The sequence below is a fragment of the Nitrospirota bacterium genome, assembly GCA_040752355.1.
Lineage (GTDB): Bacteria > Nitrospirota > Thermodesulfovibrionia > Thermodesulfovibrionales > Dissulfurispiraceae > JBFMCP01.
Window position 1 is genome coordinate 31,031 of record JBFMHE010000018.1, and the last position, 24,624, is coordinate 55,654.

Consider the following 24,624-nt stretch of genomic DNA (forward strand, 5'->3'; position numbering starts at 1 on the left):
CAATTCACGTTTCACGTCCTTTTTAGCGCCGCTTCGATTTCCCGCAGGTCATCGGCAATCTCGCCGGGAATGAGAAAGAGCCCTTCCGGGCTGCAATCGTCCTTGCTTTTTGAAAAGCCGGAGGACAGGAAGTCGAGCTTCGGGCGGCATAGCTTACCTTCTGTGCTGTTCATTTTTGCACTGATCTCACTTCTTGAAGCTATCTGTACAAAATTTGCCCATATTTTGTATAATTTGTCATGAAATTCGAATGGGACCCTATAAAAAGTGCCACGAATAAAGAGAAACACGATATCGATTTCGAGACAGCGCAGGAACTCTGGCTTGACGAAAGCCGCATACAGATTGACGCACCGCACCCGGTAGAGGAGCGGAGCATTATCATAGGGAAGCTTCACGACAAATTGTGGACGGCTGTATATACCATGCGGAGCGAGGTAATCCGCATCATCTCGGTCAGGCGTTCCAGAGAAAAGGAGGCTGCATTATATGAAAAAGAAAGCTCTCGCTAAAAGCGCAAAAGAGTTTGATCGTCGATTCGACTCAGGTGAGGACATCCACGATCTACTCGATATGTCCAAGGCTGCCATTACCCGTCCAGGCAAAAAAGTACGCATCACCCTGGACGTTGCCGAGTCACTCGTTAATGACATAGATACTATCCGTGAACGAATAGGCGTCGACAGAGGTGCACTAATAAAGGTATGGCTCCACGAGCGGGTAAAGCAGGAAAAGGCAACCAGCAAAACTTAGTAAGCTTCATATCAGAGGTGGACCCCGCAAGCAGGGCTGGGACCGGGTCTTTCATCGTACATAACAGCACTGAGGGGTAAGGAGCTTTCCCCTGTCACTTCCCCCCCTTCGTCACCTTGAAGCTGGCGAGCACCTTCTCGAAGGTGGCGATGTCCTTGTCGAAGTAGTAGCGCTGGGCAGCAGTGTAGCGTATGCCGTAGAACCATTCGCCGAGCATGAATCCGTAGTAGACGCTCTTTTTCTTCAGTCCGTCCTTTGTCTTGTACGTGAACACGGCTTTGAAGCCGGGATATCCTCCGATTTTAGCAGGCACGTTTTCCGTTACGGCGAGGTTCACGACATCCTGGTTCGAGCTGATGTTATCGAGCGCGACTTCGGCGCTCTCCTGGGGGAGCATGCCTTTTGCAAATTTCTTTTTCGTATGCTCCAGCTTTTTATCGTTACCGATCTTTTCTACAATAATGTTCTGCAGCAGCACGCCGTCGCGCGTGATGAGCAGATGCTCGCTGGTGTTCAATCGCATCCACCCTTCGGGGAGCTCGACGGAAAAGTTGTGCTCTCCTGACTCGTAGAGGCCCCCGACCTGCAGCCACGGCGCGCAGCCGGTCAGAAAGACCAGGCACAGCAGAATGTATTTCCTCACTTCCTGTCTCCTCCTTCGCACTGTCGTATGTATTCCTCGATATATGCTCTATCCGGAGCAGCGGGAGCGAGGGCGAGATAGCTCTTCAGGTGCTTTTGGGCGAGCGCTCTCTCGCCGCTCTTGTAATGCACCAGCCCCAGCCCCTTGTACGGGTCTGAATACGTTGGATCAGCGGAGATCGCCTTTGCGTAGCAGGCTCGCGCTTTTTCCGCATCGTCCTTTTCGCCCCTCTGCCTGAACACTTCTCCCAGAAGGTAGTGCGCCTTCGCATCGTTCGGCCGCACGGCCAGATACCGTTCTATGCCCCTTTGCGCGCTCTTGAAGCGGCCTGCTTTCAGGTCGAGCAGGGCGTTGTCGAGGATGACGCCGCCGGTCTTGGCGAAGAAGATCTCGGCGTTCTTCACGCCCGTCTTCCGGCCGTATTCCTGAAGGAATGTCTCATAATTCTCTATGCGCTCCTTGAGGCGCGGGTGGCTTCCGAAGAAGAACGGTTCTTTTATCTCTTCTTCCTCTACCTCCTGCTTGAGATGGATGAAGAGCTTGGGCGCTTCGGTGGGGTCGTAGCCGGCGCGGACCATTGCCTGCAGGCCCTCCATATCCGCCTCTGTTTCGAGCTCCCGCGAATAGCCGGTTACCGCAGCCAGCGTGCCGATGGCCGCGAGTCCGCCGAACCCGCCGAAGGTGACCTGGAAGGCAGCCAGGAAGGCGGTCTTGTTTTTGATGTCCCTGAACGCTTTCACGGTATGGCGGTGGGTGGCGTGCGTCATCTCGTGGGCGAGGAGGGTGGCGAGCTGCGCCTCGTTCTCCATCCTGGCGAGGATGCCCGTATGGATGTATAGTGCGCCGTTGGGGAAGGCGAAGGCATTGAGGTGGTAGTTGTTGATGACCTTCACGGTGAAGGGTATCGCTTTGACGACATCGGGCGGCTGGAGTCTCCGGGCGATCTCGTTCAGGTAGCGCTCGATCTCCTCATTGCTATAAATGATGCCGCTCTTCTCGAGGGCTGCCTGCTCCTTCTCCACCCGTGCCCAGAGCCGCTGCTCATCCTCTTCCATGGCAAAGGAGCCGGTCGTTACCGGAGCGAGGTTGGTCGTTGCGCAGCCTGCGAGAACGAGGACGAGCAGGCAGAGCGCGGCTGCAGCGCTCATCGGCCGGAGCCGGCTTTCGGCAGGTCGGCGAGCAGCGAGTCGACGAGCCGGCATACGCTATCGTAGTTCCGGAGATCGTGCTGCGCCTGGCTGCCTTTCACGTTGTACCATAGTATTTTCCCCTCTGTATCGACCACGGCGGAGCTCATGGCGGTCACGCCGGACCTGGGGACAATGCCCGTTAAAAGGCCGACGACGATCAGCGCCTTCCTGCCGCCGGTCGAGATCTCGTCGAAACCGTCGATGAAGAGCAGGGTATCGGCGCCGTTCTTCTGGAGCAGGTGTTTAACGGGGCCGAGCGAATAGTCGAAGTTCTTCTGTTTCTCGGGGAACAAAAAGGGGCCATAGGTGTGCCACTGGATGCTCAGGCTGACCGCCCGGTAGAGCGCCTGGATCTCTTCCAGCTCCGTCTCGATCTCCTTGTCCACGGGAATCGCCTTGACCCCCATGGACCGCTCCTTGAGCTCCTCCGCGACCGCTTTCGCCGTATTCTGCCGGCCGATATCACACCAGTCGTCCCGCAACTCGTGAACGCCTCCTGCGGTGAATTCGTACACCTTGATATCGGGAGGCACCAGGCCGTGTGTCTTGATATCTTTCAGATGCAGCGCAAGATCGGGGTGCGCCCGGTAAGACTTGGGCACGCACCCGGCCGCGGTAAGGAATGCGGAGAGGAGCAGCAGCAGGACCAAACCCTCTTTTCCGAAACGCATCGTCGCCTCCTGTGCAGCCTGCCACAAATGAAGGGTATCTTACCATCCTCAAGTCCTTTTTGACCAGAGGTGCGAGTAGCAGGATCAGGTCTCGGGCTTTGAACTCCCTTGGCTTTATTGTTGCTCGAACAGTTTCACGTCTTGCAACGTTGCATTATACGATGAGCTCTAACGGAATTACCCCTCGGTGTTGCCTGCCTGCGGAAAGCTGTCGAGGTGCGGTTTGATCGCTCTGCCGAGCCAGGCGATGGTTTCGCCGAGATTGCGCATGTTCTTCAGCCCCTCCCCGTCGTTGAGGACAGCGCCCTTATCGAGCCCGAAGCCGAGATTCCAGTACGTGGAGCCCGGGATGATCATTCCCGACATAAGGAACAGGTGATTGATGCTGTCGAAGACATGCGTGCCGCCGCCCCGCCTGACTGCAACGACCGCGGCGCCGATCTTGCCGCGGAAGGCCCTGCCGTTCGCCAGCGCGACGAGCCCGGAGCGGTCGATCAGCGCCTTGAGCTCGGCGCTGACATCGGTGAAATAGGTGGGTGACCCGAGGATAAGGGCATCGGCGGCGACCATCTTCTCCATGCAATCGTTAACTATATCGTTTCTCCCCGCGCAGCGAAGGTCCTTATTCTCGAAACATTTGTAGCAGGCGATACAGCCGCGGATGTCTCTGCCGCCGACCTGAATGAGCTCCGTTTCCCATCCGGCAGCCGCAAGCGGCTCGAGCACTTTTTGCAGCAGGATCTCGGTGTTTCCTCCCTTTCGCGGACTTCCATTGACGGCAATAGCTTTCATGGTCTCCTCCTCGATGCTCACGGCATATGCTCCTAGAACTATACTGCTCAGCCGCATTTTAGGCAAGTGCGCAGAGGCGCCCACGCTCCCTTGAAGAAGAGCAGCGCCATACTATACAATCACAGCGAACGATTTCATTGTTCGGTGAATGGGGGGACCAGGAATGATCGATGGTCTCTACACGGAAGAGCAGGATCGCGGTCTGTCTTTCTATACTGCTTGTCCTCGCTCCCCTGTTCATACAGGCAGCGGACGTACCGCTCAACACTACCGCCCGGGTCTACTTCAGCCCCCGCGGCGGCGCAACCGATGCGCTCGTCAAGGCGATCCGCAGCGCCCGCACCGAGGTCCTCGTACAGGCGTACAGCTTCACCTCTGAGCCCATAGTTAAAGCCCTCGCCGATGCGCACAAGCGGGGGGTCCGCACCGAGATCGTCCTGGACAAGTCCAACCGGACTGCGAAATACAGTTCCGCCGGCTTTGCGCATACTATGGGCATCCCCACCTACATCGACGCCGAGCACGCCATCGCCCACAGCAAGATCATGATCATCGACCGGGAGACGGTCGTCACCGGCAGCTTCAACTTCTCGAAAGCCGCCGAGGAAAAGAACGCCGAAAACCTGCTCATCATCACGTCGAAGGAGCTCGCGAAGGTCTACCTCGAAAACTGGCAGCTGCACAGGAAGCATTCCGAGCGGTACCGCCCGCCTCCTTCCCGCACCGCTCGATCACCTTCCTGATGAAGAGCTGCCGCTCCGCATCCTCGAAATCCCTGAGCGATGTCATGGCCTTCTCATAGCGCCGTGCGATGAACGCTTCGAACGAGACGACGGAGAGTACCGAAAGCGCGATGCCGCCGATTCCAGTGATGACGAAACGGCCGATGTTGAGCACGGTGCCTATGGTGAAGAGGCAGAAGATGCAGGCCAGGGCGAAGATCGCCCTGGAGCAGAGGCGGTTGAGCCGGGCGAGCTGCCGGCCCTTCCTGAGCAGCTCGAACTCGCGCTCGCGGCTGAAGAGCTCCGCCGCATGCTCCTGTGCCAGGCCGAGCTCCTGCCGCTGGAGCCTGCATTCGATGAGGTTCAGCAGCCGCTCCCGCTCGAACGCCATCTCCCGGTCGGAGATATCCCGTTGCGGCGAATAGTTGTATTGCATAGGGCAGACCTCCCTCTAAGGGCGTCTAACAGAATGAGGAGGGGAGTCAGACGAGGCACAGTATGTTCGCTCATTCTCGGCAAACATCCTGTTTGCCTCCGAGGTACCAGCCCGCTCCATCATCCATGATTCCACTCGGGCTGCTAATACCGCTCACATACTATACCTCGTCCGACTCCAAGCTCCTTCATTTCGTTAGGGGCTCTAGATCCCGGGGATGCGTTTTCCTTTGGGGTAGTGCGCCTCGCACCAGGCGTTCACCGCGCTGCGGAGCTTTTCCTTCCTGGCGAGCAGGAACTCGATGTAGGCGGCGTTGATCCTCGCGGTGGTGCCGAAGCGGTAGAAATTCAGCCCCTTGAACGCGTCCTTTATCGTATCGGCGTCCAGGCCCTCTATTACGGAGATCAAGGGATGGAAAAAGTCCACGGTATATCTCTTGTGCTTTATCTCATCCAGCAGTACATCCGCTATTGCCCAGCCCGTATCGGTCACGTTATCGAAATCATAGGTCTGGAAGTAGGCGCCGATCGAGAGACTGTAGTCATCCACGAACCCGGGCCCGGTGAGGCTGTAGTCTATCGAATGGCAGATCAGATCGTTGTTGACGACGTAATCGTGCTCCTTCGAGTCATAGTTGCCGATCCATACGTTGAAGACGAGGTTGTGCAGGACCTGCTCCAGGTTCCTTATCTTCGACAGCTTCGCGATCTTCAGGAAGTTCTCGAGCGCAAGGCCCCCGAACTCCTCGAGCAGCAGCTTGCGTTGCATGATGGTGTCTTCGGCGTACCTCGTCAGAAAGGTGTCGAAGGCAGGAGAGAACGCGACCTGTGAGGCGTCGATCAGTCTCACCTCGGGCACGCAGGTCCCTGTCTTCATCGCCAGCCGGTGCGCCAGCACGGCCCTGTCGTTCAGGTCGGCATGGTCCTTCGCGAAGCTTTTGGAGTTTTTGAAGATCTTGCACGCCCATACGGCGGAGGTCGCTCTCTCCCTGATGATGAAATTAAGGTTCGTGCCGCCGGCAAGCTCTTCGACGAATTCATAGGTGCTCGACTCTTTCGATGCCGCCATGAAAGCGCTCCTGTCGCACGCCCGATACCACCGGGCCGTTTACCATGTAAAAGAGAGCATGAGCCTCTAAAGAATATCGGAAAGAGGAAGAAAGCTCCTGTATAAAAGTGTATCACCAAAAACGAGGGCATACAAACAGAAGAGCACTCTTCCTCCTTGACTCCACATTCCTTTCCTGAAAGAATTTAAGCAGGAACGGGTCACAGAGCTTCCTCGATCCTGTATGCGCCGCTCTCGCTTCACGATCATCCTGCCAAGGATAGCAGCCCGCACCCGTAGCAGCCGCAGTACGCATTCAGCGGCGCTCTCATAATCCATACCTCTACCGCCGGATCACTGTATTCGGTCCGCAATGAAACAAAGGAGGCGTAAGGATAGGCTATGGAAAAGGAGAAGAGGATAAAGCAGTTCGCCACGCAGCGCGCGGTCTACCTGATCCTGGTGCTCCCCTTTCTACTCGTTCCTTTTGTGATGCTGATGGTGGAGCAGCAATCAAGAGGTGCGGCATCGGCTACGGAATTCGACGTGATGACCCCGGAAGAGATGTATCCTCCCTGGATCGATGAAAAAAGCGGGGCACTGAACCGGGGCGTCGAGTTCACGGTCCCCGAGGTCGAGAACATGCCCGACTTCCACGGCAATCCCTTCGAGGCCAGGCTCGTCATATTCGCCGGGGGGAACTACTTCTTCGCCATGAACCGCCTGGTGCAGGCCTTCCAGGAGCAGTATCCGGCGTTGAAGGGAAAGGTCTTCTACGAGACGCTCCCTCCCGGCATCATCGAGCGGCAGCTCAAGCAGGGCAATGCGATCACGGTGGGCAACCTGACCCTCGCCGTGCAGCCCGACGTGGTGCAGGCAGGACCGCAGCGGCTCAGGGATCTGGTGAAAGCGGGGATACTCAGGGAGCCGGTGGCGCCCTTTATCAGGAACACGCTCGCGATCATGGTGCCGAAGGAGAACCGCAAGGGCATCGCCTCGCTCAAGGACCTCGCCCGTCCCGGCGTGCGGGTGGCCCTTCCGAACCCCGAGACCGAAGGCGTGGCGCGCACGATCATGGATGCCCTCCGCGCGGCAGGCGGGGATGACCTCGTGCATGAGGTCTACGAAGAGAAGGTGAAGCGCGGGGAAGCGATCATCACCGACATCCACCACCGCCAGACACCGCTCTGGATCATGCAGGGCAAGGTGGACGCAGGGCCGGTCTGGATCAGCGAGGCCATTTTCCAGGAGTCGATCGGCATGCCGATAACGCATACCGCTATCGAGGAAGAGTACAACCAGGAGGGGCTCCAGGCCGCTGCTGTCGCGCGCGATGCACGCAATCCCGGTGCCGCCCGCGCCTGGATAGACTTCCTCCGGTCGCCGGAGGCCGCGAGGATACTCGCGCTCTACGGCATGGAGCAGGTGACGGCAGAGGAACGCGCTGCCGGGAAATAGGCGCTCCGGGCTGAAAATGAAAGGGAGAGGGCTGAAGCCCTCTCCCTTTCAGGTAATTACCCGCGAAGATTCTCTGCGGTTATTTCTTCTTCACTACGCGCTTCTTTGCTGTGGCCTTCTTGGCGCCACAGGTCTTCTTCTTACTTCCGGTCTTGCACGCCATACGCTTCCTCCTTGTCTCGGAATACCGTAGCACTCCTCAGCAGTGCTATCGTACGACCAGCAGCACTTTATCTATCGGGGGAAACGTACGGAAGTTTAACGGTTTTCATGCTGCGCTGCCGTGGCAGGCGCAAAAAAGGGGCCCCGGATGCCGCATTCCCGGGGCCTGAAGGCTTCAGCTATTTTGCGAAGGCGTCGGATATCGGCTGAAGGGACGCGGCGAGCCCCAGCAGATCGAGGACGATCGTCACCCTGAATATCTTCCAGAAGTCCTTTTGCTTGTACTGCCACCGGAAGTGGAGAACAGCCCAGGAGATAGCCCAGAGCGCGAGCGAGAGGAGCGCCTTTCCGCCCAGGAGACTGGTGCGGTCGTACAGCGTCATCATCTGCTTCAGCGGCGCAACGGCAGCGACTACTATGCTGGAGATGCCGAGCGCTGCGCTCCCGATCCCCGACGCCAGCAGCGCCGCTGCCAGAACCCCGTCCGTATCAACTGCCTTGGGCTGTTTCACGATCCCCTAAGTGCAAGTGCGATACCAGCTTCTGAAATGTGTAAAAGCAGGTACTTAGCACGGGACGTGAAGGGAAAAGCCTACATTCCTCCGGCTGCGCCTGTAGGGGAAAGCCTACTTAGAACCGCTCGTCATTGTGCTATACTTTCTGTTTGTATGTGTTTCAGCGGAGCGGAAGACAGCAGCCTCTGCCCATCTTCAAAGAAAGGACCTGAACAATAATGAGCACCGAACCGAACAAAGTGATCTACTCCATGGTAGGGGTGAGCAAGTATTACGACAAGAAGCCGGTCTTGAAAGATATCTACCTCTCCTACTTCTACGGCGCCAAGATCGGGGTCATCGGCCTGAACGGGTCGGGGAAGAGCTCCCTGCTCCGCATCCTGGCGGGAAGAGACAAGGAGTTCAACGGCGAGATCGCGCTCTCTCCCGGTTATACCGTGGGGCTCCTCGAACAGGAGCCGCAGCTGGATGAGAGCAAGACCGTCAGGCAGATCGTAGAGGAAGGGGTCCGGGAGATCGTCGACACCCTCAACGAATATAATGCTATCAACGAGAAGTTCGCCGAGCCGATGTCGGACGACGAGATGAGCAAGCTCATAGAGCGGCAGGGCAAGGTGCAGGAAAAGCTCGATGCCCTCGACGCATGGGACCTCGATTCGAAGCTCGAGATGGCGATGGATGCCCTCCGCTGCCCGCCGGGAGATGCGCCGGTCAACGTGCTCTCCGGTGGAGAGCGGCGCCGGGTGGCGCTCTGCAGGCTCCTTCTTCAGAAGCCTGACATCCTGCTCCTCGATGAGCCGACGAACCACCTCGATGCCGAGACCGTTGCCTGGCTCGAGCACCATCTCCAGAGCTACCCCGGCACGATCATCGCCGTAACGCACGACCGCTACTTCCTCGACAATGTGGCCGGATGGATCCTCGAGCTCGACCGCGGACAGGGCATCCCGTGGAAAGGGAACTACTCGTCGTGGCTCGAGCAGAAGAGGACCCGCCTGCAGCAGGAAGAGAAGGCCGAAAGCGAGCGGCAGAAGACCCTCCAGCGCGAGCTCGAATGGATCAGGATGTCGCCCAAAGGCCGGCATGCGAAGTCGAAGGCGCGCATCAGCTCCTACGAGGCGATGCTCAATCAGGATATCGAGAAGCAGGCGAAGGAGCTCGAGATATACATTCCGCCCGGACCGCGCCTGGGCAACGTCGTTGTCGAAGCCGAGGGCGTGGCGAAATCGTATGGAGACAATATCCTGATGGAGGGGATGACCTTTTCCCTGCCCCCCGGCGGCATCGTCGGCGTCATAGGACCGAACGGAGCAGGGAAGACGACGCTCTTCAGGATGATCACCGGCCAGGAGAAGCCCGACGCAGGGACCTTCAGACTGGGAGATACAGTCACGTTGGGCTATGTGGACCAGAGCCGCAGCACCCTCGACCCGGACAAAACGATATGGGAGGTGATCTCCGGCGGGGAGGATATGATCCAGCTCGGCAAGAAGGAGGTCAACTCCCGTGCCTACGTGGCGCGCTTCAACTTCTCCGGCAGCGACCAGCAGAAGAAGGTTTCGATGCTCTCGGGCGGCGAGCGGAACCGCGTGCACCTGGCCCGCATGCTGCGGGAAGGGGCCAATGTCATCCTGCTCGACGAGCCGACGAACGACCTCGACGTGAACACCATGCGCGCCCTCGAAGAGGCGCTCGAGAACTTCGCCGGCTGCGCCGTGGTCATCAGCCACGACCGGTGGTTCCTCGACCGCATCGCCACGCACATCCTCGCCTTCGAAGGCGACAGCAAGGTGGTCTGGTTCGACGGGAACTACACCGAGTACGAGGAGGACCGCAAGGCCCGGCTCGGCGCCGCCGCCGACCAGCCCCACCGCATAAAGTACCGGCATCTGACGAGAGGGTAAAAGAAACAAGAGCACTGGAGAGGGGGCGGGGAATGGTATGCGAGCGGTAATGAGTCGAGCGTACTATACCCCGCCCCCTCTCCCCGTTCATTGTGTCCGCGGCTCTAAATAAATTTGAATAATAGGCCTATTAAAATGTACAATATTCTTTGTAACAAGAGACATTTCGATGGGCTGTATTCCCTGATCGTCCATGCCGGCGCGCTCGCCGTACGATCTGCGCTTCTCCTGCTCCCCTTTGTCCGGGACGGTCGGCGCCCCATCGACGGTATTAACGCTTACTTTTTCCGTGCTCACGCGGAGAAATAACCATCGAGGGAGATATGCCTGCAGTGAACGGCTCACCCAGAAACCAGCCCGAGTCCGAGCCCGGCGCGCTCATGAAGTTCACCATCCGCCGGGTGCGTGAATCGGACGGCATGAAGATCATCGGTATCTTCAACCACTACGTAGAGCACAGCTTCTCCGCCTACCCCGTAGAATCGACCACCCTCCGCTTCTTCGACAGGCTCAGGAACATGACCTGCGGACAGGCCTTTTACGTAATCGAAGGGGATACCGCCGAAGTCGTCGGCTTCGGCCTGCTGAAAGAGCATCACCATGCGTCGGCCTTCTCCAAGACCGCCGAGATGGCGTACTTCATTGCCCCCGCCTATCTGCACCGGGGGCTCGGGACCATGCTCATGGACGCCCTCATAGAGGAAGCGCGGAAGATGGGGATCACGACCCTGCTCGCGAGCTTCTCTTCCCAGGACGAGGGTATCATCGCCTTCCATCGGCGGCGGGGTTTCGCCGAGTGCGGCCGGTTCGAGAGGATCGGCAGGAAGTTCGGGAAAGAGTTCGACGTCGTCTGGATGCAGAAGTTCATCTGAGGCGCTGCATACGCAACGCTCCCTGCCGCCTCTTGTGCGGTATCCACTATTTCCAGGTCATGCTCTCGTTCACCTTCAGCGCCTGCATCTTCGCCTTCACCTTCTCTCGTTTCATCTCCTGCCCGAACTGCTCGGGCGTGCCCGTGAGGAGCGGGAACGTGCCGTAATGCATGGGAATGACGACTGCCGGACCCACGAGCCTCACGGCATGAGCGGCCCGCTTCGGCCCCATGGTGAAGCGGTCGCCGATGCAGGCGAGCATGATATCGACCGTGGCGAACTTCCCGACAAGCGCCATGTCCGAGAAGAGGTCGGTATCCCCTGTGTGATAGATGACCGGTCCGTTCTTGATGGCGATGATGAAGCCGCCCGGATTGCCGGCATACACGCTCTTTTTCGCGAGCGCGCTGTCTTCGACCGCTTCGAGGCCCGAGCCGTGGAGGGCGGGCACGAAGGTAACCTTCACCTCGCCGTCGAGGAGCGCAATCTCGCCCCCGAAGTGTCCCCCGGTCTCCACTCCCCACTGCTGGCTGGGAAAGCCGCCGAACTGCACCATGGCGCGGCCCAGGTCGAAGGTGGCGACGAGCTTCGCCCCGGTCTTCTTCGCGATCTCGACGCTGTTGCCCACATGGTCGCCGTGCCCATGAGTGAGCAGGATGAGATCGGTCCTGTCCATAGCGGCTACAAGGTCACTCCCCTTTTTATTCACCGGGTTGTCGATCCAGGGATCGACGAGCAGCACCTTGCCCGTGGGCGTGGTGATCCTGAAGGCGGCATGGCCGAGCCAGGTGATCTCGGTCTTTCCTTCGGCTGACGCGATCAGCGGCATGGTGAACAGGCAGGCAGTCGAGGAGATGACCATGATGAACATCGCTCCGAGTCTCATATGAATCCTCCTTCCAGGGTATGATGGCTGTCTCTCGATTATAGAACATTTTCCCGCCGCGGGCTAAGACACCGCACACAGCGGCAGGGCAGCAGCAGAAACACTGTGCCTTTAGAGCCTAAAACGCCCAGCCCACCCCGAAGACGAGCCGGTAATCGAGCTCGTTCTGCTCGCCGTTAAGGTCCTGGAGCACCGGGATGCCGAGCGAGACATACGTCGAGAAGTGCCGGTCGAACGTGAGCCGGGCGCCCGGAGAGAGCAGGAGGGTATTCCCGCCGCTGTTTTCATCCTTGCGACCTGCCACCTCCTCTTTTTGCAGCCAGACACCGTTCCCCTCGATGATGAGATCGAGCTCAACCGGCCGTGCCAGTGCCCGGTACGAGAGGGCGAGATTGTACGAGAAGGTGTCGCCCAGGTCGGTCTCCTGCGCGCCTTCGGTCACGAGTGTATAGAGCAGGCTGGTATCGAGGGTGAAGCTGCCAAGCCTCTTCGTTGCCGCGATGCCGATCGAAGGGTCCCACGACCCTGAGCCGGGCTGGAATTCCGTTTCGAAGGGTTCGCCGTGGTCATCCTTGTCCGTCGTCCTGCCGGTGGGGAGCTTGAGCCCGACGAGGAGCGTAGCCTCCAGGTCCTTTGCCGCGCTGCGGTAGAAACGGTGGTGGAGGTAGAGCGCGAGGTCGCCGAAGCCGTGCGCGTCGCCGTGGCGATGCGCCTCGTCAGGGGGCTCGCTCTCCTCTATGTTTTCCCGGCGGATATAGGGAATACGCGCGTGAATGGTCGTGGCGTCCGTTATGCCGTAGCCGATGCCGATGATATACCGCATAACGGATTCCATGTTATGGACTTCGGTGTCCTGCTCCGCGAAGCGGATGAGCTCGGCTTCGGAAAAGGTATCGAACCGGAGGTACTCCGCCTGGGCCTCGATGCTGAACTGATGCTTCTCGAGCACCGCAGCGGAAACGGTAGTGATCGGCCCCGCATGCCCTGTTCCCGGAGTGACCGCAATATGCGTCGCCCGGGCGCTGCCGGCAGAAAGCATGAGAAGAAGAACGGCCAGAACAACTCTCCTGCGCATCATGATCGCCTCCTCGTGACATCTCTTTCGGTCCATGCTATCACAAAGGAGACGGAAAGGTAACCCGGCACCGCAAAATCCGGGAGCGGATCTGAGGTACAATAGTCTCATCTCTCGTGAAAGGAAAAGCTATGAATACCGTCTTCCTCTTCATCGCGATGTTCTTTGCCGGCGTGACTGTCGCCGTACAGCCGTCGATCAATGCCCGCCTCGCCCAGAAGGTAGGGGTCGTGGAGAGCTCCTTCTTCTCGTTTCTCGTGGGGACCCTGGCGATGCTCGTTGTCGTGCTCGTCAGCGGCCGCGGCTCGCTCAAGGCAGTTACCGGGGCATCATGGTGGGAGTTGACCGGGGGGCTCCTGGGCGCCTTCTTCGTCTCGATGACCATCGTCGCGGTCCCCAGGATAGGGACGGCATCGACAATGGCGGCGGTAATCACCGCTCAGCTAATCACCGGCCTCGCTCTCGACAGGTCGGGGCTCTTCGGCCTGAGGATCATTCCTCTCGATGCGCCGCGCATCCTCGGCGCCGCACTCCTCCTGACCGGCGCCTTCCTCATCTTCAAGAGATAGCGCGCTCTCCAAAATGAATCCGGCTGCGCGAGCAGCCGGATGAACGTTGCGATATCGTATGGAGAAGGAGGACAGGACCGGGTTCACGCAACCCAGCAGCTCCACCTATCAGGTCCTGCGGGATGCAGCTGTCGGCGCGGCCTCGGGATGCCGGATGAGCTTGAGCGAGTGTGCCAGGATATACAGCGCCCCGACCCCCACCAGCGTATAGATGATCCTGGAGAAGGCCGACATATCGCCGAATATGGCTGCCACAAGGTCGAACCCGAAGAGCCCGATGAGGCCCCAGTTGATCCCGCCGATGATCACGAGGATCAGCGAAATCCAGTCAAAGGTATTGAGCTTTCTTACACCGTTACTTTCGTACACTTCAGCCATAGTATCCTCCCCTTTTTTGTCCGCCAGGGCAATCGCCGCTCCCGCAGGAGGCGGGAGGGATCCCCTGTTTTATGTGTCCTGTCCTCCCTCTATAGATGCGAGGGCGTCATCTCCTCTGCCCGAGCTCTGCCGGGACTGTCCAGAGGGACCCTTCCCTCCGGGGGAGCTGCTGAATCTCCTCTTCCTAAAAGTCTACCGCAGTCGTATAAAAATTCAACATGGGCGCACAAGGGATCGAAAGGAATGAATTTTCCAGGGAGCTTTTCTGGTTGGAAGCCCCCCGGCGGTCCACGCGGTCAGCGGAGCATCAGGAAGTCGGTATCTTTTTCAGTTACCCCGCCCTGCTCCGCTGTTCCGGGCACCTCAGGGAGGACCACCGAGACGACATTCCCGCTGCCCTGCCTCCTGATCTGCTCGGGAATCGCCCGCTTCCAGGCATGCACCGTCCCGGCGAGGACTACCATCGTACGGTCGGGATTGTTCTGCAGGAACTCGAGCGCGTTCAGCGCCATCGCATTGTCCCATATCATCTGGGCCTCGCAGAAATTTACGAACTCTTTCCCGTGCGCGTGTGCCGAATGCATACTCCTGATGAACTCCATGTAGGCCTCATCGATAGTGCAGCTGATACCGGAAGGCAGCTGCCGGCGCTCCTCTTCCGTCAGGGAGTCGAACCCCTCTTTCGCCACCTTCGTCGTGATCGAGCGCGGTACATTGAGGCCGACGAGCGGGATGTCGTGCTCGCGTGCATAGAGCAAGATATCGCTATAGAGAGGCCATGGCAGGTTCCAGTTCTCGTAATAGATGGGGAGGAACTGCTCCAGGCTCAGCTTCCCTTCTATCCATTTGTTGAGGGCACCCTGGCTGCCGGCGGTGAACATCTCGAGCCCGATCGCGAGGGGAACACCCTTTTCATGCAGCGTCCTGATCACCTTGAGCTGGAGCTCGTGATGCCGGGGATCGGTATGGCTCTCGCCGACGACGATGATGTCGGCATCCTGCTTGTCCCGCATCATCTGGTCAAAGGTGATGACCCGCTTGTCCTGCATCCGGAGCACCCTCTCATAGGAGAATACATTGATCGCAAAAATGAGCATGCCGGCTAGTGCGGCCGTAAGTATCAGGATGAAAAACCTGCGCTTTGGATTCATGCTGCGCCTCCTCTCGAAAGAGCCTGCTGCTGCGCGGGGCTCTTCCTGCATTCTATACGATACGCGGCTCCCGGGGAAGGGAGTGGCTGGCGGGTGTCTGCGCTGCTGGCGGTCATCGTATACCACAATACTAGCAACAGGGCGGTACAGGGTCAAGAAGGACGAGGGAATGCTTCTGGCAGAGGGCCGGCATTGACAGGAGCTCTTTTTTGACTTAGGCTCAGAAGATAAAGAGGAGTATACTTTAACGGAAAGGAGGGCAGGACATGGATCAGAAAGAGCTCAAGAGACTTCTGGCAGGATTGGGCCTGGCAGGGCTGATCGCCGGCGCCGGTCTGGCAATCGGCCCCGGCAGCGCACGGGGCAGCAGCGGTTGAGGCCAGAGCGGCTGAAGCAGCTCATCCAGTGCCGGCGGCACTGAGAAAAAGGCAGCAGACCGGAAGAAAGCGGGACAGAGCGACGGCAGCACGGCAGGCCAGGCAGCCCCTGCGGAAAAGCCCGCTGACGAGCCGGGAAAAGAAGAACAGAAGGCCGATGACCAGAAAAAAGCGGGACAGAGCGGCTGCAGCGGCAGCAAGCAGTAGGGTGCAGGAAGCGGGAGGGGACCATGTCCTCTCCCGTAACCGCAGGAGAGCGCTGATCGGCGCCCCGGGCCTCCCTGCGTATCGTTCTGATCTCGCCCGTATCGAGCAGACCCTTTCGAGGCTGAGGACAGCCGATCTCCCGAAGGAGGTCACCTGCCGCATGGTCAACCCGACCGTCTCGGTCATCAGGTGCTCCTGGAAGAACCTGCTGCCGCTCCTGGAACGGAATGCAAACGGTGAAGAGCGGGCGCCCGAAGAGGGCGAAGAGATTCTGCTGCTCTGGAAGATGCCCGGCGCAGGCGATGTCCGGTACAAAGTCGCCTCATCCGAAGATCTCCTTGCGCTCAAGATGGTCTTCGAGGACCGGGCTGCATCGGCGGTCGCTGCCGAGGCAGCCCTGCCGGTCGGCGCGGTCGATGCAGCCCTGGACCGTGCGGCAGAACAGGGTATCCTGCTCGCCCCTCCCTCCCTGCTCAGGCGGGACCCTGCGCTCTTCCACAGAGGGCAGCGGGACGACCGCTTTCTCAGCACCTCGGTCTTTACCCTTCAATGGCACATCACCCAGGCCTGCGATCTTCACTGCAAGCACTGCTATGACCGCAGCGCGCGGAGCACGGTTCCCCTGGAGCAGGCCTTCGGCGTGCTCGACGATCTGCGGAGCTTCTGCCGCAGCAGGGGCGTGAGCGGACAGGTCTCGTTTACCGGGGGAAACCCGCTCCTCCATCCCCATTTTACCGAGCTGTACCGTGCCGCAGTCGAGCGGGGCCTCACCGTCGCCATTCTCGGGAATCCCTCCACCCGCAAAGCGCTCGAAGAGCTCGCCGCCATACAGCGCCCCGCTTTTTTCCAGGTGAGCCTCGAAGGGCTCCTCGAGCACAACGACGCAATCCGCGGTCCGGGACACTTCGACCGCGTCATCGATTTTCTCCGCCTGCTCCGGGAGCTCGATATCTACTCCATGGTGATGCTCACCCTGACGAGGAACAACATGGAGCAGGTGCTGCCGCTCGCCGACCTCCTCCGCGGCATAACCGACACCTTCACCTTCAACCGCCTCTCCGCAGTAGGCGAAGGGGCGCGCCTGCAGCCGGTTCCGGTCGAGATCTACCCCGCCTTTCTCGAGCGCTACGCCGAGGCAGCCGAGGAGAACCCCATCATGGGGCTCAAGGACAGCCTCATCAATATCCTGCACCAGCGCAAGGGGCTCGAGCTCTTCGGCGGCTGTGCGGGCTTCGGCTGCGGGGCTGCCTTCAATTTCGCTGCGCTCCTGCCGGACGGCGAGGTGCACGCCTGCAGAAAGTTCCCCTCCCCTATCGGCACGATCAACACCCGGGGCCTTGCCGAAATCTACGACTCAGCCGAGGCCCGGCGATACCGGGAGGGATGCAGCGCCTGCGCTCCCTGCCCCCTCCGGCCGGTCTGCGGCGGCTGCCTCGCCGTTGCTCACAGTGCGGGAAAGAATATATTCAAAGAGCGTGACCCGTATTGTTTTGTCGAACCCTAAGAGCAGGCTTACGGCTTCAGCACCGCTATCGTCGCTCCCCAGCTGCCGGCGTCCCCTCCGGCGAGCCTGAAGGAGCGCACCTCGGGCATACGCCTGAGCAGAGAATGCACGGTCTCGCGGAGCGTGCCGCTGCCTTTGCCGTGAATAATGCGGATTTCGAGTATGCCCCGTTCCCGGCAGGCCTCTATGTAGGCCGGGAGCAGGGTCTTCAGATCTTTCGGGCTGAAGGTGTGGAGATCGAGCACGCCGTCGATGGGAAGATCGAGAGGCGGCTGATCTTCCGGATGGAGATCAGGCGGAGGGAGATCGGGGTCATGCGCCACGGTTATGCGAGCCCGATATGGAACATGGACTCAAGGTCGTGGCGGGAGTAGACGCGGTAGGCCATGAGGGTCTGGGACTTCACGATACCCTCCACCTTGAGCAGGTGGTTGGTCACGAGCTCGGCGAGTTCTTCATTCTCGGCAACGCGGATAACGGCGACGAGATCGTAGATGCCCGCCACCGAGTAGACTTCCGTAACTCCCTTCATATCCGCGAGCTGCTCGGCAACCTGATTAATCTTGTCCCGCTCCACGTTCAGGAGCGCAAGCGCCGTGATCATAGGAACCCTCCTTCATGCCGGATTAATACAGATGGAATGCAGCCTAGAGCAATTATGGCATCGGCCCCCATGGATTGCAATAAGCGCGGCGTGAACGCAGGGGAAACGAGCGAGAGAGGAAGAGGGCGGAAGGGGGAGCCGAAGACCAAAAAAGGCAATGCAGGTGACCCTGCGACTGCCTTTTTTGGTCTACGCTATCGGCGCAGTAACTAGCTCAGGTGCTTGTTGACCAGCTTGGTCATCTCGAACATCGAGACCTGGCCCTTGCCGCCGAATACCGCCTTGAGGTTCTCATCGGCATTGATGTTCCTCTTGTTCACCTTGTCCTGCAGGCCGTTCTTCCTGATGTACTCCCACAGCTTCTTGGTCACTTCCGTTCTCGGGATCGGCTTGCTGCCGACAACCCTGGCGAGGACGGGGCTGATGTTGACCGGCTTCATGAATTCAGGATTCGGTTTCCTCTTGGTCTTCACCTTTTTTGCAGCCGGCTTCTTGGCGGGTTTCTTTGCTGCTTTCTTTACAGCGGGTTTCTTTGCTGCCTTCTTCGCGGCGGGTTTCTTTGCTGCTTTCTTGGCGGGCTTCTTTGCGGCTTTCTTTGCAGCGGGTTTCTTTGCTGCCTTCTTCGCAGGCTTCTTTGCTGCTTTCTTTGTTGCCATTCTTACCTCCTCGGTTTTTAAAAAATATCGAAGCAATGAGGCCAACCGTTAATCACGAACATACTACCAATATCTGCGACCAGCGTCAAGAGAAAAATTGAAAGGATTACAGAGGGGAACGCGCCCCCGACAGAGGCGGCCTGCGCAGGGAGGGCGAAGTGCTATAATGAGGATAGATATTCATCGTTTCCGGGAGGAGCATATGAGAAGCATCAGGCAGTTCGTCACCATGGCGGTTCTCCTTGTTTTCGTCGTTTCCTGCGGCACTGCCTATAAGGCGCAGCCGCTCCCCTTCAAGCCGCCTGCAGCCTACCCGAATGCCCAGGAGGTTGCCGGCACGCTGGTCGGCGCAAAGGCGTATGCGGACCGCGCCGAAGCGCAGGAGGCCTTCGGGTTCGATGTGCTCGGTGCGGGAATGCTGCCGGTGCAGGTGGTGTTCGACAACCAGGGGAGCCACCCGCTGGTCGTGAATTCCGAGCAGACCTTTCTCGAGGACAGGGAGGGGAACCTCTGGCCGATCCTTTCGAGCGAGCTCGCGCATGAGCGCGCGACGAAGTACGCCACGACCAAAGAGGTCTTCAAGAAGGGCGCCTACAAGGGGTTCCTCGGCGCCACCGCCGGCGCGCTCATCGGGGCGGCGATCGGCATTGTCGGCGGGGGCAATGTAGGAGAGGCGGCCGGGAAGGGCGCGGCGATCGGCGCTGCAGGCGGCGGCGTTATCGGCGGCGCGCAGGCGTATGAACGCGACGCCCGCGAGGCGCGCCGGAATATCATGGAAGACCTCAGGCAGAAGTCGCTCCAGAACAAGACGGTCGATCCCAAGAATCTCGCTTACGGCATCATCTTCTTCCCGGGAGAGGCGCCGTCGGCACGGCAGCTCAGGCTCCAGCTCGTCGAAAAGGATACCGGGAGGTCCCATGTCCTTCTCCTGGATTTGCGGTGATCCCGGTTACCGATACGTTGGCCCTCGACGACCGCGATATAGAGCTCCGCTTCATCCGCTCCTCGGGGCCGGGCGGGCAGCATGTCAATAAGGCGGCTACGGCGGTGCAGCTCCGCTTCGATGCAGCGCACAGCGCCTCCCTTTCCGAAGAGGTGCGCCAGCGCCTGATGAGGCTGGCGGGGAAGCGTTTGACGGGAGAGGGGGTGCTGGTGATCGAGGCGAGCCGGTACCGCACGCAGGAACAGAACCGGCAGGACGCCCTGGCCCGTCTCGTCATGCTCCTGCGCAAGGCGATGACGCCGCCGAAGCAGCGCAGGAAGACCGCGCCGTCCAGGGCGTCGCGGGAGCAGCGGCTCGTAGAGAAACGCCGTCGCAGCGCAGTCAAAGGGCTGCGCGGGGCGCCCCGGGCTGACGAGCAGTGAGCCCGATGCAGCCGCGAACGAGAGGATATTCATGAGTGACCGCTTCGATGGCAATCTGCCGGTGAAGGTCTACAAGAGGGTATCGCCGGAGCCCGGCGCACCGCTGCTCACCGATGAGCTCATGGCGAAGTACTGCGTCTATCTCCCGGACTCCCCCGGCTCCCTTGCAGGCTTCGCCTCGGCCATTGCCGGAACAGGGAGCAACATATCGTTTTTCCACTACGACCGCTCGATCGACAGCAACCGCGTTGCCGTGGAGGTGCAGCTCGACCACGCAAAGCTCGCTGCGCTCCTCCGCTCCCTGAGCCGCCACCGGTACGTGTTCGAGAGGGCCGGGATGGCCCAGGACGAGGTCCAGATCACCGCTGTCGAGAGCGTGCTCGAGATCAAGGTCCGGCTCGTCAACACCCCCGGCGCCCTTGCCGCGTTTGCGAATCTCCTGAAAGAGCACAACGCCAACGTCATCTACATGCTCTACGACGAGGACATCGAGCCCGAGGCAGCGGATATCGCCCTGGCGACGAGGAGCCCCGAAGAGATCGAGGAGTTGCTCAATGCGATCAACCGGAAGGGGTACTACTACCGCGTCATCTATCGCGGGGCCGATGCGCAGGAGGCCTCGCATATCATCGGCCTGAAGATGGCCGAGAAGTTCTTTCTCCGGCTCAAGAGGGTGCTCGGCAGCAGCGACCTGGAGGAGATCAAGTCCCTGGTCGCCTCCTCGAAAGACCTGCATTCGGACCTTGTGCACTTTTATGCCGAGGCGGGAAACGATCTCGAGGCCGGCGATGTCTTCGAGAAGGTGCTCGCCCTCGCCTCGCGCTCGCGGAGCCGCGTCGGCGACCGCTTTGCCGCGGTCGAGATGCCGCCGCTCGCCTTCGAGGGGGGCGTCACGCTCTACGGGTTCAGAGTGCCGACGAGCGAAAACTTCTATCTCTTCCGCCATGCCGATGGGGAGCATGACGAGCTGACCATGATCGACGCCGCCCACGGCGTCTACTTCGAGGATATCAAGCGGCTGCTCCGCAGCCGGTCGCTCGACCCGGCAGCGGTGCGGCGCATCCTCGTCACCCATCCCGATACGGACCATATCGGCACCGCCGGCTATTTCGAGCGGGAGTTCGGCGCCGAGGTATTCGTGCATCCCGGCAGCATCGATGTCATACAGCATATGAACAGGGCGTACGGCACGTCGGGCAGACTCGCCAACCTGAACAAGTACTACACCCGCCTTTCGAACGCCTTCACCGCATGCAGGTTTCCGGAGCATCCCCGCTACTTCGAAACGGACCCGCTCGGCCGGATCGGCAGCTTCGACGTGATCGCCCGCATCGGGATCGGCCCGCTGACGTTCGAGGTCCTCGAAAGCCACGGCGGCCATGCCCCCGGCCAGGTCTTCTATCTCAACAGGGCGTACGGCCTTCTCTTCACCTCCGATTTTCTCATCAATGTCCCGAGCCTTTCCCCTGACGAGCGGGAGCATCTGAGCCTCTACCGCTACCTGCTCACCAATCCCAACAGCAATACGCAGGTGTACAAAGAGGAGCTCGCCGCGCTGAAAGAGATTATCGCCTCCCTCGACGCGGAGCTGAAACAGTCGGGAAGGCCGGTCCTCATCTTCCCCGGCCACGGCGACTACTATCGCGCCGAGGAGCTGGCAAAATAGCATTGTCTTTCTCTTTATTCTCGGATAGAATTCAAGCAGGAAAACTTTTCCCCTCGAGGAGGCGATATGAAATTACCCGAATACATAACCGCGGATGAGGTGAGGCGCGTCTGCAGGGAGCTCAATCTCGAGGACTGGACCGCCCTGCAGGAGCCCGCAGTCTCCGCGGAAGAGGCCCGCACTATCCTTGCCGAGGTCAATACCGACGGCATGGACATCCCGCTCGAAGATTTCCGGCGGGGCCTCGAGGTCGAGCTCGAGCACGGCACCATGTTCAAGGATGCGAACGTGACCAACAACCACCCGGTGCTGACCGGCAAGATCGTGCTCGCCCATCTCAAGGAGAGCATGGATTACTACAAGCGCCTCGAAGTGGCCGAGCTGGAAGGGGATCTTCTCAAGGCGACGATCGCGCGCGATCCTGAAAAAGTCGCCCGCTACCACCGGCGGCTCGCTGCCGCCCGCAGGGAGCTCAGCGAGGCCGAGGCCGAACAGCTCCGCTAGCCAGGCGCCAGAGATGGTGGTATACGGGAAGGGTCGTCAGCCGCACATCCTCGAGCGGCGCCCCTCGCTCCGTGGGCCTCCGCCTCTAAGTAGAGCACCTGCTGCGCCGTATCATTAGGGTCCACACCGCCTCCTTTGTCTCTTGCTCCTGCCCTCTCCCTAAATTATACGACTTCCGGTCGCTGCGTACTTTTGCATCCGCCTTTACCCTGATATAATTATCACAAGGTCTCCGCATCTCCCGAGGACAATGCATCCTGAACACGTAACCTTTAGCTGAAGGAGGACACTGTATGCGCTACCTGTTGCTTATCGCAGTCTCGGTCATCGCCCTCGCCGCCCCTGCGCCTGCTCCTGCCGAAGGGGCCCCGCAGACAGCCAGGGCGACCTTCATCAACACCAAAGGCGAGGAGGCAGGGACAGCTCTGCTCACCGACACCCCTCACGGTCTCCTTATAAAGGCTGAGTTTACGAAGCTGCCAGCCGGTCCGCACGGATTCCACCTGCATGCAGTGGGCAAGTGCGAGCCCCCCTTCAAGACAGCCGGCGGCCACTACAACCCGACCAACAAGAAGCATGGATTCCTGAATCCCCAGGGAATACACGCCGGCGATCTTCCGAATATACATGTCGGAGCCGACGGAAAGCTCACGGTCGAAGCCTTCGCCCCCCAGGTGACCCTCGCCGGGCTCCTCGACCAGGACGGTTCCGCGCTCCTCGTCCATGATAAGGCGGACGATTACAAAACCGACCCTGCCGGCGACTCGAGCGACCGCATCGCCTGCGGCGTCATCAGCCGCTGACCGCTGCTTCACCGGCACGCCTCTTTTGGAGCGGCCGCATCATAGAGCGGAGGGGAAGGGAGCAGGGGCGTGTGATATAATGCCTCTATGGAACAGCTCCTTGCGCGGCTCCCCTGGGGCCTTCTCATTATCCTCTGCCTGACGCTCGGGCTCGCGCCCTTCGCTCCGCCGCATATTGTGGAGAAGCTTTCGATGCTCTTCAAAGGCCGCCTGGTGCGTCCCCTGGACTGGTTCGATCTGTTCTTCCATGCCACCCCCTGGGTGTTGCTGGCACTTAAAGGCTTTTACTCACTGCGACATTAAGCATTCACGATACTGTGAAGGAGAGATATCCATGACGGTTGCGATCCAGAAGATCCCGGGCGGCTTCAGCCTCGACGGCCTCGAGCTGAAGAGCGGCAAATGCGGCTGCACCTCCATATCGACCTGCTGCTATTCCTGGTCGAAGATAAAGAAGAGAGACGACCGCACCTTCGAGTTCGTCGCAAAGACCACAACGCCCGAGACTTCCGACTTCTTCACCTGGGGATATACGGCGACCAGGGAAGGGGTTACGGTGACCGTGCTGGTGGAGGACGCCCGGGATAAAAAGATTTACTCGGGCTATCTCCCTCCGGCAGCAGGGGCCTGGGAGGCCCGGGGATGGACAATAGCGGAAAAGAACGGGGAGAGGGAGGACGGCGCGGTCTGGCGGTGCGCGAGCTGCCGCTGGCTCTACAAGGAGGACCGGGAAGGAGCTCCTTTCGCCTCCCTGCCCGACGACTGGAAATGTCCGGTCTGCAACGTGGGCAAAGAGGCTTTCGAGAGTATAGGATAAAGGCCTGCCGCAGCGCTACTATCGAAGGCCCCCGCTCTCCCTCTTGCTCCCTGCCCCCTCGAAAGGGCTCTCCTGGCCGGCCTTCTTCATTTGCACGTGCTCTGCGTGAATAGTTACTTGAAAAGAATACGGCCGCTCTTATACACTGCCTCTACGGCATGAAGCAACGGCGGCGTGCGCACCGCTCGAGAAGGAGGATTTGTATGAGAGTAACGGCGTTCGTTGTCGCCCTCGGCCTGGTTGTGATCTTCGGCATGGCCGGCCGGGCAGAGGCGCAGGTCGATGTCGGCATATCGATCGGCGAGGAGGGGCTTCGGGGGTTTCATCTCGCTGTCGGAGAGTATTATCATGTCCCGCAGAGGGAAGTCATCATCATCATCAAAGAAAAGAGGATACGGGACGAAGAGCTCCCGGTGGTGCTCTTCCTCGCGCAGAGGGCGCGGGTTCCGTACACCCGCATCGTCGAGCTGAGGCAGAGAGGGATGTCCTGGATCGATATCACCCTCCATTTCGGCCTCAGCCCGGAGATCTACTATGTGCCGGTGAAGGTGGTGTCAGGCCCGCCCTACGGGAAAGCCTACGGCTACTATAAAAAGAAGCCGAAGAAGGAGTGGAAGGCGATACGGCTCGATGACGACGATGTCGTCAACTTCGTGAACCTGAAATTCATCTCGGGGTATCACGGCTATTCGCCCGAACGGGTTATCGAACTCCGGTCCAGGGGAAGGGACTTTGTCGCTATTAACGACGAGGTGAAAAGGGAAAAAGGAAGAGGCAGAGACAGGAACAAAGAAAGAGATAAAGATAGAGAGCACGGCAAGCTGGAAAAAGAGCACGGGAAGAAGGAGAAGAACAAGGATAAAGGAAAAGGACACGGGAAATTCGAGTAGAAGGGGT

General features: G+C 59.6%; 32 protein-coding genes. 17 read left to right on the forward strand and 15 right to left on the reverse strand.

All coding sequences use genetic code 11. The annotated features are described in order from the left end of the window. Positions 1 to 11: 11 nt before the first annotated feature. A complete protein-coding gene (locus AB1805_12820) occupies positions 12 to 398 on the reverse strand; it encodes a hypothetical protein (protein MEW5746307.1) in 387 nt (128 codons plus the stop codon). Between AB1805_12820 and AB1805_12825 the strand changes: the two genes are divergently transcribed. Beyond that, complete coding sequence (locus AB1805_12825; GenBank protein ID MEW5746308.1) at positions 294 to 512, forward strand: BrnT family toxin; 219 nt, start codon at positions 294 to 296, stop codon at positions 510 to 512. The two genes, AB1805_12820 and AB1805_12825, sit on opposite strands and share 105 nt — an antisense overlap. Beyond that, entirely contained in the window at positions 490 to 753 is a 264-nt protein-coding gene (locus AB1805_12830) for a CopG family transcriptional regulator (protein MEW5746309.1), read from the forward strand. The genes AB1805_12825 and AB1805_12830 overlap by 23 nt, the downstream gene beginning before the upstream one ends. A 94-nt stretch (positions 754 to 847) precedes the next feature. Here AB1805_12830 and AB1805_12835 read toward each other — a convergent pair whose 3' ends face one another. The 4 genes from AB1805_12835 to AB1805_12850 form a co-directional block, all read right to left on the reverse strand. After that, positions 848 to 1,396, reverse strand: a complete 549-nt coding sequence (locus AB1805_12835; protein ID MEW5746310.1) for a hypothetical protein — start codon at positions 1,394 to 1,396, stop codon at positions 848 to 850. Continuing rightward, positions 1,393 to 2,544 (reverse strand): M48 family metalloprotease, encoded by a 1,152-nt coding sequence (locus AB1805_12840; protein MEW5746311.1) that lies wholly within the window; start codon positions 2,542 to 2,544, stop codon positions 1,393 to 1,395. The genes AB1805_12835 and AB1805_12840 overlap by 4 nt, the downstream gene beginning before the upstream one ends. Then, on the reverse strand, positions 2,541 to 3,257 hold the full coding sequence (locus AB1805_12845) for a hypothetical protein (protein ID MEW5746312.1): 717 nt from the start codon (positions 3,255 to 3,257) through the stop codon (positions 2,541 to 2,543). Before AB1805_12845 ends, AB1805_12840 begins: the two co-directional genes overlap by 4 nt. Before the next feature lie 177 nt (positions 3,258 to 3,434). Then, positions 3,435 to 4,049: a flavodoxin family protein gene (locus AB1805_12850; protein ID MEW5746313.1), complete on the reverse strand. Its 615-nt coding sequence runs from the start codon at positions 4,047 to 4,049 to the stop codon at positions 3,435 to 3,437. 170 nt (positions 4,050 to 4,219) lie between these two features. On the opposite strand from AB1805_12850, the gene AB1805_12855 reads away from it, so the two are divergent. Further along, on the forward strand, positions 4,220 to 4,792 hold the full coding sequence (locus tag AB1805_12855; GenBank protein MEW5746314.1) for a phospholipase D family protein: 573 nt from the start codon (positions 4,220 to 4,222) through the stop codon (positions 4,790 to 4,792). Here AB1805_12855 and AB1805_12860 read toward each other — a convergent pair. After that, positions 4,683 to 5,207 carry a hypothetical protein gene (locus tag AB1805_12860; protein MEW5746315.1) on the reverse strand — a complete coding sequence of 175 codons (525 nt, stop codon included), beginning with the start codon at positions 5,205 to 5,207 and terminating at the stop codon, positions 4,683 to 4,685. The genes AB1805_12855 and AB1805_12860 overlap by 110 nt on opposite strands. Positions 5,208 to 5,411: 204 nt before the next feature. Further along, positions 5,412 to 6,275 carry a hypothetical protein gene (locus AB1805_12865; GenBank protein MEW5746316.1) on the reverse strand — a complete coding sequence of 288 codons (864 nt, stop codon included), beginning with the start codon at positions 6,273 to 6,275 and terminating at the stop codon, positions 5,412 to 5,414. A 381-nt stretch (positions 6,276 to 6,656) separates the two neighbouring features. Here AB1805_12865 and AB1805_12870 point away from each other — a divergent pair, with 381 nt between their 5' ends. Next, positions 6,657 to 7,712 (forward strand): substrate-binding domain-containing protein, encoded by a 1,056-nt coding sequence (locus AB1805_12870; protein ID MEW5746317.1) that lies wholly within the window; start codon positions 6,657 to 6,659, stop codon positions 7,710 to 7,712. A 341-nt stretch (positions 7,713 to 8,053) separates the two neighbouring features. On the opposite strand, the gene AB1805_12875 is transcribed toward AB1805_12870, so the two are convergent. Then, positions 8,054 to 8,386, reverse strand: a complete 333-nt coding sequence (locus AB1805_12875) for a hypothetical protein (GenBank protein MEW5746318.1) — start codon at positions 8,384 to 8,386, stop codon at positions 8,054 to 8,056. 221 nt (positions 8,387 to 8,607) lie between these two features. Here AB1805_12875 and ettA point away from each other — a divergent pair, with 221 nt between their 5' ends. Both ettA and AB1805_12885 read left to right on the forward strand, forming a co-directional pair. After that, positions 8,608 to 10,293, forward strand: coding sequence for an energy-dependent translational throttle protein EttA (gene ettA / locus AB1805_12880; GenBank protein MEW5746319.1), 1,686 nt, complete (start codon positions 8,608 to 8,610; stop codon positions 10,291 to 10,293). Positions 10,294 to 10,625: 332 nt separating this feature from the next. After that, positions 10,626 to 11,165 (forward strand): N-acetyltransferase family protein, encoded by a 540-nt coding sequence (locus AB1805_12885; protein ID MEW5746320.1) that lies wholly within the window; start codon positions 10,626 to 10,628, stop codon positions 11,163 to 11,165. Between the two features lie 46 nt (positions 11,166 to 11,211). On the opposite strand, the gene AB1805_12890 is transcribed toward AB1805_12885, so the two are convergent. Next, positions 11,212 to 12,051: a metal-dependent hydrolase gene (locus AB1805_12890; GenBank protein ID MEW5746321.1), complete on the reverse strand. Its 840-nt coding sequence runs from the start codon at positions 12,049 to 12,051 to the stop codon at positions 11,212 to 11,214. Between the two features lie 118 nt (positions 12,052 to 12,169). Beyond that, positions 12,170 to 13,129: a transporter gene (locus AB1805_12895; protein ID MEW5746322.1), complete on the reverse strand. Its 960-nt coding sequence runs from the start codon at positions 13,127 to 13,129 to the stop codon at positions 12,170 to 12,172. A gap of 128 nt (positions 13,130 to 13,257) precedes the next feature. Between AB1805_12895 and AB1805_12900 the strand changes: the two genes are divergently transcribed. Further along, positions 13,258 to 13,695 (forward strand): DMT family transporter, encoded by a 438-nt coding sequence (locus tag AB1805_12900; protein MEW5746323.1) that lies wholly within the window; start codon positions 13,258 to 13,260, stop codon positions 13,693 to 13,695. A gap of 108 nt (positions 13,696 to 13,803) precedes the next feature. Here AB1805_12900 and AB1805_12905 read toward each other — a convergent pair whose 3' ends face one another. Together AB1805_12905 and AB1805_12910 are read right to left on the reverse strand one after the other, a co-directional pair. After that, entirely contained in the window at positions 13,804 to 14,073 is a 270-nt protein-coding gene (locus tag AB1805_12905) for a DUF378 domain-containing protein (protein ID MEW5746324.1), read from the reverse strand. A gap of 296 nt (positions 14,074 to 14,369) precedes the next feature. Then, positions 14,370 to 15,224: a ChaN family lipoprotein gene (locus AB1805_12910; GenBank protein MEW5746325.1), complete on the reverse strand. Its 855-nt coding sequence runs from the start codon at positions 15,222 to 15,224 to the stop codon at positions 14,370 to 14,372. Between the two features lie 266 nt (positions 15,225 to 15,490). On the opposite strand from AB1805_12910, the gene sbtA reads away from it, so the two are divergent. Next, entirely contained in the window at positions 15,491 to 15,808 is a 318-nt protein-coding gene (gene sbtA / locus AB1805_12915; GenBank protein MEW5746326.1) for an SbtA family thio(seleno)oxazole RiPP natural product precursor, read from the forward strand. Beyond that, entirely contained in the window at positions 15,759 to 17,312 is a 1,554-nt protein-coding gene (gene sbtM, locus AB1805_12920; protein MEW5746327.1) for a thio(seleno)oxazole modification radical SAM maturase SbtM, read from the forward strand. The genes sbtA and sbtM overlap by 50 nt, the downstream gene beginning before the upstream one ends. 8 nt (positions 17,313 to 17,320) lie before the next feature. On the opposite strand, the gene AB1805_12925 is transcribed toward sbtM, so the two are convergent. From AB1805_12925 to AB1805_12935, 3 genes are all read right to left on the reverse strand, one after another. Then, a complete protein-coding gene (locus AB1805_12925; protein ID MEW5746328.1) occupies positions 17,321 to 17,635 on the reverse strand; it encodes a Smr/MutS family protein in 315 nt (104 codons plus the stop codon). A gap of 2 nt (positions 17,636 to 17,637) precedes the next feature. After that, on the reverse strand, positions 17,638 to 17,916 hold the full coding sequence (locus tag AB1805_12930) for an Lrp/AsnC ligand binding domain-containing protein (GenBank protein MEW5746329.1): 279 nt from the start codon (positions 17,914 to 17,916) through the stop codon (positions 17,638 to 17,640). A gap of 209 nt (positions 17,917 to 18,125) precedes the next feature. Further along, the gene (locus AB1805_12935) at positions 18,126 to 18,572 is read right to left on the reverse strand and encodes an SWIB/MDM2 domain-containing protein (protein MEW5746330.1); all 447 of its coding nucleotides are present in this window, start codon (positions 18,570 to 18,572) and stop codon (positions 18,126 to 18,128) included. A 202-nt stretch (positions 18,573 to 18,774) separates the two neighbouring features. Here AB1805_12935 and AB1805_12940 point away from each other — a divergent pair, with 202 nt between their 5' ends. From AB1805_12940 to AB1805_12975, 8 genes are all read left to right on the forward strand, one after another. Beyond that, a complete protein-coding gene (locus AB1805_12940; protein MEW5746331.1) occupies positions 18,775 to 19,515 on the forward strand; it encodes a hypothetical protein in 741 nt (246 codons plus the stop codon). Next, entirely contained in the window at positions 19,512 to 19,937 is a 426-nt protein-coding gene (arfB, locus tag AB1805_12945) for an alternative ribosome rescue aminoacyl-tRNA hydrolase ArfB (GenBank protein ID MEW5746332.1), read from the forward strand. The genes AB1805_12940 and arfB overlap by 4 nt, the downstream gene beginning before the upstream one ends. Positions 19,938 to 19,968: 31 nt before the next feature. Then, entirely contained in the window at positions 19,969 to 21,603 is a 1,635-nt protein-coding gene (locus tag AB1805_12950; protein MEW5746333.1) for an MBL fold metallo-hydrolase, read from the forward strand. 66 nt (positions 21,604 to 21,669) lie between these two features. Beyond that, positions 21,670 to 22,107, forward strand: coding sequence for a DUF5661 family protein (locus AB1805_12955; GenBank protein MEW5746334.1), 438 nt, complete (start codon positions 21,670 to 21,672; stop codon positions 22,105 to 22,107). Positions 22,108 to 22,400: 293 nt separating this feature from the next. After that, a complete protein-coding gene (locus AB1805_12960; protein MEW5746335.1) occupies positions 22,401 to 22,910 on the forward strand; it encodes a superoxide dismutase family protein in 510 nt (169 codons plus the stop codon). Positions 22,911 to 22,997: 87 nt separating this feature from the next. Beyond that, positions 22,998 to 23,213, forward strand: coding sequence for an RND transporter (locus tag AB1805_12965; protein MEW5746336.1), 216 nt, complete (start codon positions 22,998 to 23,000; stop codon positions 23,211 to 23,213). A gap of 31 nt (positions 23,214 to 23,244) precedes the next feature. Then, entirely contained in the window at positions 23,245 to 23,727 is a 483-nt protein-coding gene (locus AB1805_12970) for a rubredoxin (GenBank protein ID MEW5746337.1), read from the forward strand. Positions 23,728 to 23,930: 203 nt separating this feature from the next. Further along, positions 23,931 to 24,617, forward strand: a complete 687-nt coding sequence (locus tag AB1805_12975) for a hypothetical protein (GenBank protein MEW5746338.1) — start codon at positions 23,931 to 23,933, stop codon at positions 24,615 to 24,617. The last annotated feature ends 7 nt before the right edge of the window (positions 24,618 to 24,624 follow it).

Excerpts from the sequence above, each read along its gene's own strand:
- AB1805_12830 (MEW5746309.1), top strand. The coding sequence starts at position 490 with ATGAAAAAGAAAGCTCTCGCTAAAAGCGCAAAAGAGTTTGATCGTCGA.
- AB1805_12840 (MEW5746311.1), bottom strand. The coding sequence starts at position 2,544 with ATGAGCGCTGCAGCCGCGCTCTGCCTGCTCGTCCTCGTTCTCGCAGGC.
- AB1805_12845 (MEW5746312.1), bottom strand. The coding sequence starts at position 3,257 with ATGCGTTTCGGAAAAGAGGGTTTGGTCCTGCTGCTGCTCCTCTCCGCA.
- AB1805_12850 (MEW5746313.1), bottom strand. The coding sequence starts at position 4,049 with ATGAAAGCTATTGCCGTCAATGGAAGTCCGCGAAAGGGAGGAAACACC.
- AB1805_12855 (MEW5746314.1), top strand. The coding sequence starts at position 4,220 with ATGGTCTCTACACGGAAGAGCAGGATCGCGGTCTGTCTTTCTATACTG.
- AB1805_12860 (MEW5746315.1), bottom strand. The coding sequence starts at position 5,207 with ATGCAATACAACTATTCGCCGCAACGGGATATCTCCGACCGGGAGATG.
- AB1805_12865 (MEW5746316.1), bottom strand. The coding sequence starts at position 6,275 with ATGGCGGCATCGAAAGAGTCGAGCACCTATGAATTCGTCGAAGAGCTT.
- AB1805_12870 (MEW5746317.1), top strand. The coding sequence starts at position 6,657 with ATGGAAAAGGAGAAGAGGATAAAGCAGTTCGCCACGCAGCGCGCGGTC.
- ettA (MEW5746319.1), top strand. The coding sequence starts at position 8,608 with ATGAGCACCGAACCGAACAAAGTGATCTACTCCATGGTAGGGGTGAGC.
- AB1805_12890 (MEW5746321.1), bottom strand. The coding sequence starts at position 12,051 with ATGAGACTCGGAGCGATGTTCATCATGGTCATCTCCTCGACTGCCTGC.
- AB1805_12895 (MEW5746322.1), bottom strand. The coding sequence starts at position 13,129 with ATGATGCGCAGGAGAGTTGTTCTGGCCGTTCTTCTTCTCATGCTTTCT.
- AB1805_12900 (MEW5746323.1), top strand. The coding sequence starts at position 13,258 with ATGAATACCGTCTTCCTCTTCATCGCGATGTTCTTTGCCGGCGTGACT.
- AB1805_12905 (MEW5746324.1), bottom strand. The coding sequence starts at position 14,073 with ATGGCTGAAGTGTACGAAAGTAACGGTGTAAGAAAGCTCAATACCTTT.
- AB1805_12910 (MEW5746325.1), bottom strand. The coding sequence starts at position 15,224 with ATGAATCCAAAGCGCAGGTTTTTCATCCTGATACTTACGGCCGCACTA.
- sbtM (MEW5746327.1), top strand. The coding sequence starts at position 15,759 with ATGACCAGAAAAAAGCGGGACAGAGCGGCTGCAGCGGCAGCAAGCAGT.
- AB1805_12930 (MEW5746329.1), bottom strand. The coding sequence starts at position 17,916 with ATGATCACGGCGCTTGCGCTCCTGAACGTGGAGCGGGACAAGATTAAT.
- AB1805_12935 (MEW5746330.1), bottom strand. The coding sequence starts at position 18,572 with ATGGCAACAAAGAAAGCAGCAAAGAAGCCTGCGAAGAAGGCAGCAAAG.
- AB1805_12940 (MEW5746331.1), top strand. The coding sequence starts at position 18,775 with ATGAGAAGCATCAGGCAGTTCGTCACCATGGCGGTTCTCCTTGTTTTC.
- AB1805_12950 (MEW5746333.1), top strand. The coding sequence starts at position 19,969 with ATGAGTGACCGCTTCGATGGCAATCTGCCGGTGAAGGTCTACAAGAGG.
- AB1805_12955 (MEW5746334.1), top strand. The coding sequence starts at position 21,670 with ATGAAATTACCCGAATACATAACCGCGGATGAGGTGAGGCGCGTCTGC.
- AB1805_12960 (MEW5746335.1), top strand. The coding sequence starts at position 22,401 with ATGCGCTACCTGTTGCTTATCGCAGTCTCGGTCATCGCCCTCGCCGCC.
- AB1805_12965 (MEW5746336.1), top strand. The coding sequence starts at position 22,998 with ATGGAACAGCTCCTTGCGCGGCTCCCCTGGGGCCTTCTCATTATCCTC.
- AB1805_12970 (MEW5746337.1), top strand. The coding sequence starts at position 23,245 with ATGACGGTTGCGATCCAGAAGATCCCGGGCGGCTTCAGCCTCGACGGC.
- AB1805_12975 (MEW5746338.1), top strand. The coding sequence starts at position 23,931 with ATGAGAGTAACGGCGTTCGTTGTCGCCCTCGGCCTGGTTGTGATCTTC.